The 13268-nt window shown below is 67.0% G+C and carries 9 protein-coding genes; 8 read left to right on the top strand and 1 reads right to left on the bottom strand.

The window, feature by feature from the left end; translation table 11 throughout:
* Positions 1-67 precede the first annotated feature (67 nt).
* The 8 genes from ACE3Q6_RS02080 (at position 68) to ACE3Q6_RS02045 (ending at position 9756) form a co-directional block, all read left to right on the top strand.
* Positions 68-1393, top strand: coding sequence for a hypothetical protein (locus tag ACE3Q6_RS02080; RefSeq protein WP_374427421.1), 1326 nt, complete (start codon positions 68-70; stop codon positions 1391-1393).
* Between the two features lie 81 nt (positions 1394-1474).
* Positions 1475-2749, top strand: a complete 1275-nt coding sequence (locus ACE3Q6_RS02075) for an ABC transporter substrate-binding protein (RefSeq protein ID WP_374427418.1) — start codon at positions 1475-1477, stop codon at positions 2747-2749.
* 100 nt (positions 2750-2849) lie between these two features.
* Positions 2850-3728: a branched-chain amino acid ABC transporter permease gene (locus ACE3Q6_RS02070; RefSeq protein WP_374427417.1), complete on the top strand. Its 879-nt coding sequence runs from the start codon at positions 2850-2852 to the stop codon at positions 3726-3728.
* Positions 3725-4657: a branched-chain amino acid ABC transporter permease gene (locus ACE3Q6_RS02065; protein ID WP_374427414.1), complete on the top strand. Its 933-nt coding sequence runs from the start codon at positions 3725-3727 to the stop codon at positions 4655-4657. The genes ACE3Q6_RS02070 and ACE3Q6_RS02065 overlap by 4 nt, the downstream gene beginning before the upstream one ends.
* The gene (locus ACE3Q6_RS02060; protein ID WP_374427411.1) at positions 4645-5349 is read left to right on the top strand and encodes an ABC transporter ATP-binding protein; all 705 of its coding nucleotides are present in this window, start codon (positions 4645-4647) and stop codon (positions 5347-5349) included. Before ACE3Q6_RS02065 ends, ACE3Q6_RS02060 begins: the two co-directional genes overlap by 13 nt.
* Positions 5336-6037: an ABC transporter ATP-binding protein gene (locus tag ACE3Q6_RS02055; RefSeq protein ID WP_374427652.1), complete on the top strand. Its 702-nt coding sequence runs from the start codon at positions 5336-5338 to the stop codon at positions 6035-6037. The genes ACE3Q6_RS02060 and ACE3Q6_RS02055 overlap by 14 nt, the downstream gene beginning before the upstream one ends.
* Positions 6038-8056 carry a hydantoinase/oxoprolinase family protein gene (locus tag ACE3Q6_RS02050; protein ID WP_374427408.1) on the top strand — a complete coding sequence of 673 codons (2019 nt, stop codon included), beginning with the start codon at positions 6038-6040 and terminating at the stop codon, positions 8054-8056.
* A complete protein-coding gene (locus tag ACE3Q6_RS02045) occupies positions 8053-9756 on the top strand; it encodes a hydantoinase B/oxoprolinase family protein (protein WP_374427405.1) in 1704 nt (567 codons plus the stop codon). Before ACE3Q6_RS02050 ends, ACE3Q6_RS02045 begins: the two co-directional genes overlap by 4 nt.
* Before the next feature lie 181 nt (positions 9757-9937).
* On the opposite strand, the gene ACE3Q6_RS02040 is transcribed toward ACE3Q6_RS02045, so the two are convergent.
* Entirely contained in the window at positions 9938-13258 is a 3321-nt protein-coding gene (locus ACE3Q6_RS02040; protein WP_374427402.1) for an efflux RND transporter permease subunit, read from the bottom strand.
* Positions 13259-13268 lie beyond the last annotated feature (10 nt).

Here is a 13268-nt window from a genome sequence, read left to right as displayed (position 1 = left end):
AGACCCAAAATCCTTCGAAGGATTTTGCCCAAAGTTTTCGAAAACTTTGGGGGCCAGCGGTCTGGCCGTGTTCCTCACTCCGGGTTTCGCCTTCGCTTGCGCCCTGCCGCCGTCGGTCATCCTGACCCTGCCGACGGGGCATTACATCACCGCCGCCGCCCTGACCGTCGCGCTGACCGCTCTGATGGGCGCCGCGGCCCATCGCCTGCCCGAGATGCAGGCGCGCCTTCTCTGGGACCGCCGAACCCTGATCCCGCTGGCCGCAAGCTCGTACCTGTCGTTCCTGGCCTTCCTCGGCCTGGTTTTCGTCGGCCTCTACGGCGAGCGCGACCCGATGCACAACCTGATGACGCTGGTCTTCTGGACCGTGGTCTGGATCGCCATCCCGCTTGGGTCCTTGCTTCTTGGCAACCTCTGGCGTCCGCTGAACCCCTGGACCGGCCCGGTCCGCATCGCCCGGACGCTTCTGGGCCGCACCGGCAGCGTCGGCCTGGCCCGCCTGGGGCACTGGCCTGCCGTCGCGGGCTATGCAGGCTTCGTCTGGTTCCAGATGGTCTCGCTTTACCCCGACGACCCGGCCGTCCTGGCAAAGGTCGCGCTGGCCTACTGGGTGGTGATCTTCGCCCTTGCGGTCCTGGAAGGCGACGACTGGCTCGACCAGGGCGAGTTCCTGACCGTCCTTTTCGCCTTCATCGCCAAGGTCGCGCCCCTGTGGCACGAGACGGACGGGCAAAGGACCCGCCTCATGCGCGGCTGGCCCGGCACGCAGGTCCTGGCCATGCCGCCGCTCACCCCTTCGGCCGTGGTCTTCGTCAGCCTGGCGTTGACGGCGCTTACCTTCGACGGGCTGGCCGAGACCTTCTGGTGGCAGGCGCTGATCGGAGAGAACCCGCTGGAACCCACGGGCCGGAGCGCCGTGCTGTGGGAAAATACCGCGGGCCTTGTCGCGGTCTGGGTGCTGACGCTTGGCTTGATCCTGGGCGCGATCCTTCTGGGGCGCCGGATCGGCGGAGGCTTTGCCACGGGGCCGGTGATGCTGAGTTTCCTCGCCATCGCAGCCGGCTACCATGCGGCGCATTACCTGGTCATGCTGCTGACGGCCGGGCAGTACACGCTGGCCGCACTGAACGATCCGCTGATGACCGGGGACAGCTGGCTGGGTCTGCCGCCCTTCTTCGTGTCCTACGGCTTCCTCACGGACCCGAACGTGATGCCCGTGATCTACGGCCTCCAGTTCGCCGCGATCCTCGGGGCGCATGTCCTGGCGGTCCTTCTGGGGCTGAAGCTTGCAGGGCAGGGCGCCAGACCGGTGGCGCACCTGCCGATGACGGTGTTGATGGTGGCCTATACCGTGTTGGGTCTCTGGCTTCTGTCCACGGCCAGAACCGGATGAAAAGACTGGACAATTCGGGGGCGATGGCGCCCCAATGAAACCGAAGGCCCGATGAGAGGCCGCAACAGTGGAGAGACGGACATGACGAACGGATTGCTTCACCCCACCCGCCGCGGCCTGCTGATGGCCGGGGGCGCGGGCCTTCTGACCGCCGCGCTGCCGGGCTATGTGGCCGCACAGGCCGCGCCGATCAAGATCGGCTTCCAGCTCCACCGCACAGGGATCGGCGCGGCCTATGGGCGCTGGTACGAACGCACCGCGCAAGCCGCGCTGAAGGCGATCAACGATGCGGGCGGCATCGCTGGGCGGCCCGTGGAAATCCTCTTCGAGGATGACGCGACCGATCCCAAGCGCGGGTCCGAGGTCGTCGACAAGCTGACCCAGTCCGATGGCTGCGATCTGGTGATGGGAACGCTCTTCTCGCACGTCGTCATGGGGTCGGCGCCCCGGGCGGGTGAGTTGAAGGTGCCGTATCTCGTCTGCTCGGAAGGTTACCACGTCGCGAGCGGAGCCTTGAACCGCTGGACCCTGCAGCCCGGAATCACCGACGTGCGGGCCCAGATCTCGACGATGGCGCCCTGGGTCAGCCAGAACCTGGGGAAGAAGGTCACGATGGTCTTCCCGGACTATGCCTTCGGCCACGACCACCGCGACTTCTTCACCGCCGCGATCCAGGCGCAGGGCGGCGAGGTCATCGCCCAGATCGCCGTGCCGCCGACCGAAACCAGCTTCACCCGCTACTTCCCGCAGATCCCGGCGGAAACCGAAGTGCTTTACCACGTCATGGTCGGCCCCGCCGTCCTGACCTTCGTGAAGGAGCTGGGCGAGTTCTACGGCACTGGCGCGAAACCGCAGCTCTTCGGCTTCATCGACAGCCTCGAGGCCGTGGACACCGCCACGCCGGGCCTGGAATTCCTGGAAGGCAGCCATTTCTGGGAAGCACATCCCCGGGTGAAGGCGGCGGATGCGGGCGAGCATGAGGCCGCCTACCGCGCCGCCGTGGGGGTGGACGACAACGGCGCTTCGGTCAGCGATGCGGCGGATGTGTCGACCTACAGCCACATGTTTTCGACCTGGGAGACGCTTTTTTTCATCAAGCAGGCAATGGAGGCCGCGGGCTACACTGGCCCGGCCGACCGGCAGAAATTGGTCGAGGCGATGGAGGCGATCAGCGATCTGCCCTACGGCATCGAACGGCCGCAGGGGGACAAACGCTTCAACGGCAAGACGCACCAGGTGTTCGGCAGCCAGAACATCAGCCAGGTGCAGGGCGGGAAACTCGTGAAGGTCCACACCACGACCATCGACGAGGGGCTTTACGAGGACGCGGTCGACTACACGACCATGTCCTTCTGACGGAAGCCTGCAATGATGGGGGGTGGGCGGATCGCCCACCCTGCCGCGCCGCCCCTCGTAGGGTGGGCGATCCGCGCACCTTCCTCACCCACGGACAGCCATGGCCTTCGGACCCTTCCTGCTTCTTGCCCTGATGGAGGGCCTCGTGACCGCCGCCGTCCTGGCCCTGGCGGCAGCCGGTCTGTCGCTCGTCTTCGGCGTCATGCGCGTCGTCAACGTGGCCCATGGCGAATTCTACATGCTGGGCGCTGTCCTCGCCTGGGCCGTCACCACGATGATCCCCGGGCCTCCCGCGTTTGTCTTCCTCGCCGCCGTCCTGATCGCGCCACTTCTCGTCGCGGCCCTGGCCGCCGTCGCCGACGGGCTGATCCTGAAGCGGCTCAACTACGACCCCGAGGCGACCATCGTCGCCACCATCGGCCTGCTCTACATCCTGCAGCAGGCGGCGCTGTCACTTTACGGCCCGAACGCCAACCCCGTCACGGCCCCCTTCGAGTGGCGCATCCAGCTTCCGTGGTTCGGCTATTCCGGCTACAAGCTTTTCGTCGTCCTCGCCGCTGGCCTCGTTCTTCTCGCTCTCTGGCTCTTCATGAGCCGCACCAAGGCGGGGCTCATCATGCGCGCGACGCAAGTGGACCGCACCACGGCCCGCGCCTTCGGGATCAACGTCGATCGGGTCTACATGGGCACCTTCGCGCTTGGCGCGGGACTTGCCGCACTGGCCGGAGTGCTGATCGTCCCGATCCAGCAAGCGCAGTACCTGATGGGGCATGACCCGCTCTTGCTGTCCTTCATCGTCGTCATCATCGGAGGCCTTGGGTCCTTGCGCGGCACGCTGATCGCCGCCTTGGTCATCGGCCTGTCCGACGGCGTGATCTCGATGTTCTTCACCCCCACGCTGGCGAAGATCCTGGCGACGTTGCTGGTGGCAATGGTCCTCGTCTTCCGCCCGCAGGGCCTTTTTGGGGACAGGGCGTGAAAGTCTGGACCCTGCACCTTGCGCTGATCGCGGTCCTCTTCACCGCCCAGTACTGGCTGTCGCCCTATCTCGCCACGAACCTTGCCCGCATCATGGTGCTGGCAGTCTTCGCCATGGGCTACAACCTGGCCTTCGGCTACACGGGCCTTCTCAGCCTGGGCCACGCCCTTCTGCTCGCCGCCGGTATGTATGCCGCGGGTCTTCCGGCCCAGCTTTGGGGGTGGACCGCCGGTCCCGCCTTCATCGCCGGGATTGCCGGAGGGGGCCTGGTGGCGGCCGCGCTGGGCCTTCTCGCCCTGCGCACCGCAGGCGTAAGCTTCATGATCGTGACGCTGATGTTTGCCCAGGCCGGGTTCCTGACACTCCTCTACTTCGCCCCGATCACGGGCGGAGACGACGGCTTTGCCGTGGCCGCTGCCAGCCGGACGCTTCTGGGCTTCGATCTTTCCGCCGACACCCCGCGCTTCCTGGCGGCACTCCTGATCTTCGCGGCGGGCCTTCTGGCCAGCCTGGCGCTTGTCCGTTCGTCCTTCGGCCGCACGATGGTCGCCATGCGCGAGAACGAGGAGCGGAGCCGGATGCTGGGCTACAACCCCTTCACCGTCAAGCTCATCGCCCTCACGATCTCGGGCCTTTATGCCGGGGCGGCGGGGGCTGCCTATGCCATCCTCTTCGGCTATGTCGGGGCAAGCTTCGCGACGATCCAGTATTCCATCCTGCCGATGCTTTACGTCCTGTTGGGTGGGGCAGGCACCACGCTTGGACCCTTCCTCGGGGCGCTTCTGATGTTCGCGCTGATCGAGGCCGCGACGGGGCTGACGACCGCGCACCAGTTCATCATCGGTGCGGCGCTGGTGGCGCTGGTCCTCTTTGCGCCGAAGGGCATCCTTGGCACGATCCGGGAAAGGTGGCTGCGATGGCTTCCCTGATCGAGACGCGCGGCCTGACCCGGCATTTCGGCGGTCTGAAGGCCGTGGACGGGGTGGACTTCGCCCTGACCCCTGGCGAGATCCACGGGCTCATCGGTCCGAACGGGGCCGGGAAGACCACCTTCGTCAGCCTCCTGTCCGGTCGCATTCCGACCCAGTCGGGGACCATCCTGCTGGCGGGCGAGGACATTACCCGCCTTCCCGCCCATGCCCGGGTGCGCAAGGGGATCGCCTATACCTTCCAGATCACCTCGATCTTTCCAAGGCTCAGCGTCTTCGACAACGTGGCGCTGGCTGTCCAGTCGCAGGGGGCCGCGGACCTGGCCGCCCGAACCCGCGCCGCGCTGGCTCGCGTGGGGTTGCAGGGGCTGGAGGCGCAGGAGGCGGAAACGCTGTCCTACGGCCACCAACGGCTTCTGGAACTTGCCATGGGCCTGGCGCTGAACCCGAAGCTTCTGATCCTGGACGAGCCGACCCAGGGCCTCGCGGCCTCCGAGATCGAGGGCTTCAAGACCCTGGTCCGCAGCCTTGTGCCGGAGACCACGGTGCTTCTGATCGAGCATAACATGGAGGTGGTGATGGACCTTGCCACCCGGATCACCGTCCTGACCTTCGGCCGCGTCCTTGCGACCGGCACTCCGGCCGAGATCCGGGCCAACGCCGCCGTGCAGGAGGCCTATCTTGGCGCTTGAGGTCCAGGGCCTGACCGCGGGCTACGGGCCCGTCACCGTCCTGCGCGGTGTCGATTTCCGGGCCGAGGCAGGCCAGATCACCTGCCTCATGGGCCGGAACGGCGTCGGAAAATCCACCTTCCTCAAGGCCCTCATGGGCCTCGTGCCCGCCACCGAAGGTAGAATCACGCTTGACGGAGCGGCGCTGCAGGGACTTCCCGCACACGAGGTCCCGAAACGTGGACTGGCCTATGTGCCCCAGGGCCGCCGCCTTTTCGGCCCGCTGACGGTGGCCGAAAACCTGGCCGTCGGCGGTCTTGTGCGCGGCAATGATCCGGCGCGGCTGGAACAGGTCCTGACCCTTTTCCCCCGCCTTCGCGACCGGTTGGGGCAGGTCTCGGCCACGCTTTCCGGCGGCGAGCAGCAAATGCTCGCCATCGCCCGCGCGCTTTGCCTTGATCCCCGGGTCCTGCTTCTGGACGAGCCGACCGAGGGGTTGCAGCCCTCGATCATCACGCAGATCCAGGAGGCGGTGATCACGCTGAAGGGGCAGGGGGTGGCCGTCGTGCTGGTCGAGCAGCGCGTCGACGCTGTGCTGAAGCTTGCCGACAGGGTGGCCTTCATGGTCGGCGGTCGGGTGGAAGAGACGCGGGACGTGGCGGGGCTCATGTCCGGCGATCCGGTGTTCCGGACCTATGTGGGGGTGTGAATGACGGGCCTTGTCGCCGGTGTCGACGTGGGCGGCACCTTCACCGATCTGGCGATCTTCGATCCGGCGACGGGGGCCGTCCGCCTGGCCAAGGTCCCGACGACGCTGCCTAACCAGGCGGGCGGGGTGCTGGCGGCCTTCGACGCCGCCGGCGCGGACCTGCCGCAGATCGACCTGATCGTCCATGGCACCACCACAACCACCAACGCCGTGCTGGAGCGCCAGCTGTCGAAAACCGGCCTCATCACCACGCTTGGGTTCCGCGACGTCCTGGAGCTAGGGCGCCGCACGCGGCCGCAGGCCTACGGGATGCACGGACGGTTCCTGCCGGTCATCCCGCGCGACCTGCGGCTGGAGGTGCCCGAGCGGATGGATGCCCGGGGCCGCGTCCTGACGACACTCGACGAGGATGCGCTGCGGCGCGCGATCATGCAGCTGCGGGACGAGGGCTGCGAGGCCCTGGTCATCCACTTCCTTCACGCCTATGCCAACCCGGCGCACGAGCGGCGGGCGGGTGAGATCGCCCGTGAGCTTTGGCCCAATGATTACATTACCTTGGGCCACGCTCTTCTGTCCGAATCGCGGGAGTACGAGCGGGGCGTGACCGCGGCCGTCAACGCCTCGGTCCAACCCTTGCTGGAGCGCTACGTGGCACGGTTGGCCGAGCAGTTGGCCGCGCAGGGCTACCAGCGCGAGCTTCTGGTGATGAACGGCAACGGCGGGATGGTCGCGGCAAAGGACGTGGCGAAGGAGGCCGTGAAGACGGTGATGTCCGGCCCCGCCTCGGGGGTGATGGCGGCGGTCGCCACGGGGCGCAGGGCCGGGACGCCGAACCTTCTGACCTATGACATGGGCGGGACCTCGACCGACGTGGCGATGATCCGGAACGGGGTGGCCCCGGTCTCGAACGAGATCGAGGTCGAATATGCCATGCCGATCCATGTGCCGATGGTCGACGTGCGGACCGTAGGGGCCGGGGGCGGGTCCATCGCGCGGATCGATGCGGGGGGGATGCTGCGCGTCGGGCCAGAGAGCGCGGGCTCCACGCCCGGTCCGGTCTGCTATGGGCGCGGGGGGGCGCGGGTCACGATCTCGGACGCGAACCTGATCCTGGGGCGGCTTCCGGCAAGCCGCTTCGGGCAGGCAGCAGAGGCGGCGCATCGGGCAATGGAGGAGCAGATTGCCCGGCCCTTGGGATTGTCGGTCGAGGCCGCGGCCGAGGCGGTGATCCGCATTGCCAACACGCATATGGCGGGCGCGATCCGGATGGTGTCGATCAGCATGGGGGCCGATCCGCGCGACTTTGCACTGTTCGCCTTCGGGGGCGCGGGGCCGTTGCATGCGGTGGCGCTGGCAAGAGAATTGAACGTTCCCAGGGTCTTGGTCCCGGCGAGACCAGGCATCACCAACGCCCTTGGCTGCGTGGTGGCCGACCTGCGGCACGACTTTGTCCGCACGCTGAACCGGCCCCTTGATGGCGTCGAAATGGAAGAGGTTCATCACGTTCTCGCCGCGCAGGAGGCCGAAGGCCGACGGCTGATCGGGCTGGAACGGATTGCGCTGACCACGGTCCGGGCCGAGTATTCGGCCGACATGCAGTTCGTGGGCCAGACACATCTGCTGCGGGTGCCGCTGCCCTCGGCCACCCCAAGCCGCGATGAGATGCAACGCCTTTTCGAGGCCGCCTATCACGCCCGGTTCCGGGTGGAACTGCCAACGATCCGGGCGAATCTGGTGAACCTCAACGTGTCGGTGATCGGTGAACGCCCGGCCTTGGACCTGTCGCGGCTGATCGATCCCGCGGGGCGGCAGGCGGTGGCGACACCGGCCTCGCGCCGCAAGGTGTGGTTCGACGGCTGGCACGACACGCCAGTCTATTGGCGGGATCATCTGCCGATGAAGATCGATCTCCAAGGGCCTGCGATCATTGAGCAAATGGATACGACCGTGGTTATCGACCCCGGGGCGCGCGTTCGCCAGGATGCGGATGGCAACCTGATCATCGAGGTTAACGAATGATTGATCCGGTCACGCTCGCGGTCATCCAGGCGGGCCTGCAGCAGGTCTGCGACGAGATGGACCTGACCTTTTCCCGCGCGGCCTTCAGCCCGGTGATCGCCGAGGCCGACGACCGGTCGGACGGGATCTATTCCGCCGAGGACGGGTCCCTGATCGCCCAAGGCTCGAAAGGTCTGCCGGTCTTTGTCGGCGTCATGCAGTTCTCCACGCGGACGATTCTGGAGCGGATCGCGGCCGGGGTGACGGCGGCTCCGGATCAGGGTGACATATACATCGTGAACGACCCCTATCTGGGCGGCACGCATCTGATGGATGTCCGCTTTGCCATGCCGGTCTGGCGGGGGGGCCGTATCTTCTGCTGGCTGTCGAACACCGGGCACTGGCCGGATACCGGGGGCGCGGTGCCGGGCGGGTTCTCGGCCAGCGCGATCAGTGCCGAGCAGGAAGGGCTGCGGATCCCGCCGGTGAAGCTGTTCAAGAAGGGGGTGCTCGATCAAGAGATTTACCAGATCATCTGCTCCAACATCCGGGTGGCCGAGCAGCGGATCGGCGACGTGCAGGCCCAGGCCTCGGCGCTGCTGGTGGGGGCCGAGCGGCTTTCGGCGCTTCTCGATCGATATGGCGACGACACTGTGATCGAGGCGATTGCCGAGATGCGGCGGCTGGCGGCCCGGCAGATGCGGGCGATGATCGGGCTGATCCCGGACGGGACCTACCGGGCGAAGGCCATCGTGGACAGCGACGGGGTGGTGAACGAACCGCTGACCATTGCCTTGGCCGTGACGAAGGCGGGCGAGGGGCTGCGCTTCGATTTCGCGGGGTCCTCGAAGCCTTGCATGGGGCCGATGAACTCGGTCCGGGCGACGACCTTGTCGGCGGTGTATCTGGCGATGCGGCATATCTTCCCGGATGTGCCGATTTCGGCAGGGGCGTTCGAGCCCTTGGAAGTGGTTGGCATTGAAGGCACATTCCTGGACGCGCAGTATCCGCGGCCCGTGTCGGGATGCGCGGCCGAGGTCAGCCAGCGGATCGCCGAGGCGGTCTTTGCGGCGCTGGTGCAGGCGGTGCCGGGGCATGTCACGGCCGCCCCGGCGGGGACCTCGGGCAACTTCGGTTTGGGCGGCCACGACCCCGAGAAGGGCCGCGATTACGTGATGTACCAGATTTCGGGCGGGGGGTATGGCGGGTTTGCCGGGGGTGATGGGATCGCCAACGGATGTTCCACCATCGGCATCTCCAAGGCCCCGCCGGTCGAGATCATGGAGCAGAATTTCCCGGTGCTTTACCGCCGCTATGCGCTGCACGAAGGGTCGGGCGGGGCGGGCCAGCATCGGGGTGGCTTCGGCATCGACTACGAGATCGAGCTTCTGCGGGGCGAGGCGCGGGCGAGCTTCGTGATGGATCATGGCCGCGTCGGGCCGCAGGGGGCGCTTGGCGGGCAGGACGGCGCGGTGAACCGGGTGGAGGTGGTCCGGGATGGCATCGTGATGGTGCCGGAGCATCTGTCCAAGGCGCAGGATATCGCGCTGAAGCCGGGGGACCGGGTGCGGGTTCGGACGCCGGGAGGGGGCGGCTATGGGCCGGCGGAGCGCCGCGATCCGGCGCTGGTGGCCGAGGATGTGCGGCTGGGGCGGTATTCGGCGGAGGAGGCGACGCGGTTGTGGCCAGCGGCGGCCAAGTCCTTGGGATCGCTGGATTAACGGCGCAAGGGCTGGCAAAATGGTTCGGCTACACCGCGTCTACACGGCGTATACAACCCATGCATACACGCGTGCATATGGAAGTGCGTTAACCCTGATGCCGAATCGCGGGGGGACGCCCCCCTCACCCTGACCCTCTCCCCCGAGGGGAGAGGGGACGCGGGGTGACGGGGGCACGGCGCTATTCTGCGGCGTGGGGGGTGGATTTCTTCCGACCCAGCGCCTCTTCCAGAAGCGAGATCCTGCCCTGGAGGAGCGCCACGTCGACCTGGTTGCGCGCGACGTTGTCGGCCAGGACCAGCGGGTCGGGAGTCTCGGGTTCCGCATCCTTCTTGCCGATGAAGCGGCCAAGGATCCAGGAGAAGAAGCGCGAAAGGTCGTCCATCGCCAGATACATCGACGGCACGACGACGAGGCTCAGGACCGTCGATACGATGATCCCGCCCATCACCGCGATGGCCATCGGCGCGCGGAAAGCCCCGCCTTCGCCCACGCCAAGGGCCGACGGGAGCATCCCGGCGGACATGGCGATGGAGGTCATGACTATGGGACGGGCGCGCTTGTGACCGGCCTCGATCACCGCCTCGATCCGGGACATGCCGCGGGCGCGCATCTCGATGGCAAAGTCGATCAGAAGGATCGCGTTCTTCGCCACGATCCCCATCAGCATCAGGATGCCGATCAGGACGGGCATGGAAAGCGGGTTCTGCGTGACGATCAGCGCGGTGGCCACGCCGCCGACCGAGAGGAGCAACGAGAAGATGATCGTGATCGGCTGCAGGACCGAGTGGAAGAGGAGGATCAGCACGAACATCATCAGGAGGACGCCCAGGATCATCGCGTTCTGGAAGCTGCCCAGAAGCTCGGCCTGGACCTCGGCGTCGCCCGAAGCTGTGACCTGGACCGACGCCGGAAGGTTCAGCGTGGGCAGGATCTCCTGGAACCGCGCGGTGGCCTGGTCAAGGACGAAGCCCGGGGCAATATCGGCCCCAAGGGTGGCGACGCGCAAGCGGTTCAGGCGTTTCACCACCGACGGGCCCTCGGCAACCTCGACCGTGGCGACGGCGGCCAGCGGCACGGGGCCGTTCGCCGTCATCACCTTCAGCGCCGAGATGCGGGCAAGGTTGTCGCGCGAGGCTTCGTCCAGCTGCACCCGGATCGGGACCAGCCGGTTGTCGATGGACAGCTTGCCAAGTGCCGCCGAGACATCGCCGATGGTGGCGACGCGGACGACGCTGGCGATCTGCGCCACGGTGACGCCCAGACGGGCGGCCTCGTCGGCCTTGGGCGTAATCTGGATTTCCGGGCGCGGCAGGGCGGCCTCGGTCGAGGTGTTGAGGAACATGGGCTCCTCGCGCAGCGCCTCTTCGATCTTCTGGATCGCGAGGGTCAGGTCGTCCTCGTCATCCGAGAGGATGTCGTAGGAGAAGGGACGCGCGCCTCCGCCCATCGTCGCGGCCTTGAAGGCGCGGACGTCGGGGATCTGTTTCAGCGCCTCGAAGACCTCGGCCTCGATCTCGCTTTGCGGGCGGATGCGGCCGGTGGACGGGATCTCGGGGATCAGAGCGCCGACGCCGGGGATCGCTTCGCCGAGGTCGATCAGCTTGCGCTGGAGGCCGTTGTCCAGCCGGTCAAGGATGATGGTGAAGGTGGCGCGGCGCACGTCGCGGTCGCCAAGGGGCGTTGAGCCGCCGATGACGAGGACGGACTTCACCCCGTCGATGTCCCGCACGACCTCGCGCATGGCGTCGGTGGTGGCGGCGGTGTCGTCCAGGGTGGAGCCGGGGGGCAGTTCGACCGAGACGACGATTCGGCTTTCATCCTCGGGCGGGAAAAGGCTGCCCGGGACCTGGAGCATGGCGATGACCGAGAAGATCACCACGATCACCGCGACGACGAGGGTGACGTAGTAGGTGGGCAGCGCGAGCCAGCGGCGCTTGGAGGAGCGGCGGACCTTGGTCGACGCGCGCACCATCCGCATGTATCCGCGCATGATGAGGCCGTCTTTCTCCTCATGCCCCTCGGCATCCTTGGAGCGCATCAGGTAGGCGGCCATCATCGGGGTGATGAGGCGCGCGACGAGAAGCGAGAAGAGGACGGCGATGGCGACGGTCAGGCCGAATTGTCGGAAATACTGGCCGGGGATGCCGGGCATGAAGGACACCGGCACGAAGACCGCGACGATGGTGAAGGTCGTGGCGATGACGGCCAGGCCGATCTCGTCCGCGGCGTCGATGGCGGCCCGGTAGGGGGTTTTCCCCATGCGGATGTGCCGGGCGATGTTCTCGATTTCCACGATGGCGTCGTCGACGAGGATGCCGGTGGCAAGCGTGAGGGCAAGGAAGCTGACGAGGTTCAGCGAGAAGCCCAGCATGTCCATCAGCCAGAAGGTCGGGATGGCCGAGAGGGGCAGCGCCACGGCCGAGATCAGCGTGGCACGCCAATTCCGCAGGAAGGCCAGCACGACGAGGATGGCGAGAAGGCCGCCTTCCAGCAGGGTGTGGATGGCGGATTCGTAGTTGCCGTAGGTGTAGAAGACGGAATCGTCGACCATCGTGATGCCGACGTTCGGATGCTGCTGGCGCAGGTCGTCCACGACCTCGTTCGTGAGTTCGGCGACCGAGACCTCGGAGGCACCCTTCGCGCGGAAGACGAGGAAAGTCACCCCGGTTTCGCCGTCAATGCGCGAGAAGCTTTTCAGCTCTTCATAGCTGTCGATGACCTGGCCGAGGTCGGACAGCTTCACGAAGCGGCCCGAGGGCAGCGCGATGGTGGTGTTGGCCAGGCTTTCGACGGTGCCCTGGTCGCCAAGGGTGCGGATCACCTGTTCGCTGTCACCAAGCGTGATCTTGCCCGCGCCGAGGTTGGCGTTGGTCTGGGCGATCTGGGCGCTGACGGCCTGGGCGGTGACGCCGTAGCTGTCGAGCTTCACCGGGTCGAGTTCCACCCGGATCTCGCGGTCGGCCCCGCCGATGCGGGTGACGCGGCCGATGCCGGGCTTGCCCTGCAGCGCGCGGGTCACGGTGTTGTCGACGAACCAGGAGATTTCCTCCATCGTCATGTCGGGGGCGGTGACGGCGAAGGTCATGATCGCCTGGCCCTCGACGTCGATGCGGGTGACGATGGGGGCCTCGATGCCGCCAGGCAGGTCGCCGCGGATTTGGTCGACGGCGTCCTTCACGTCCTGGACGGCCTTGTCGGTCGGCACTTCCATGCGGAATTCGATGACCGTGGTGGACACGCCGTCGGTCACCGTCGATGTGACGCGCTTGGCGCCCGTCAGGCCCGCCACCGCATCCTCGATCTCTTTCGTCACCTGGCTTTCCATCTCGGCCGGGGCGGCGCCGGACTGGGCGACGGAGACCGCGACGAGGGGGACGTCGATGTTCGGGAAGCGGGTGATGGGCAGGGCGTTGAAGCTTTGCCAGCCGAGGACCAGAAGCAGGAAGAAGGCCAGAAGCGGCGCAACCGGGTTGCGGATCGACCAGGCGGAGAAGTTCATGGCGCTCTCC

This window comes from Tabrizicola sp. (assembly GCF_041913445.1).
Lineage (GTDB): Bacteria > Pseudomonadota > Alphaproteobacteria > Rhodobacterales > Rhodobacteraceae > Tabrizicola.
This window is presented reverse-complemented; position numbering and strand designations above follow the sequence as displayed.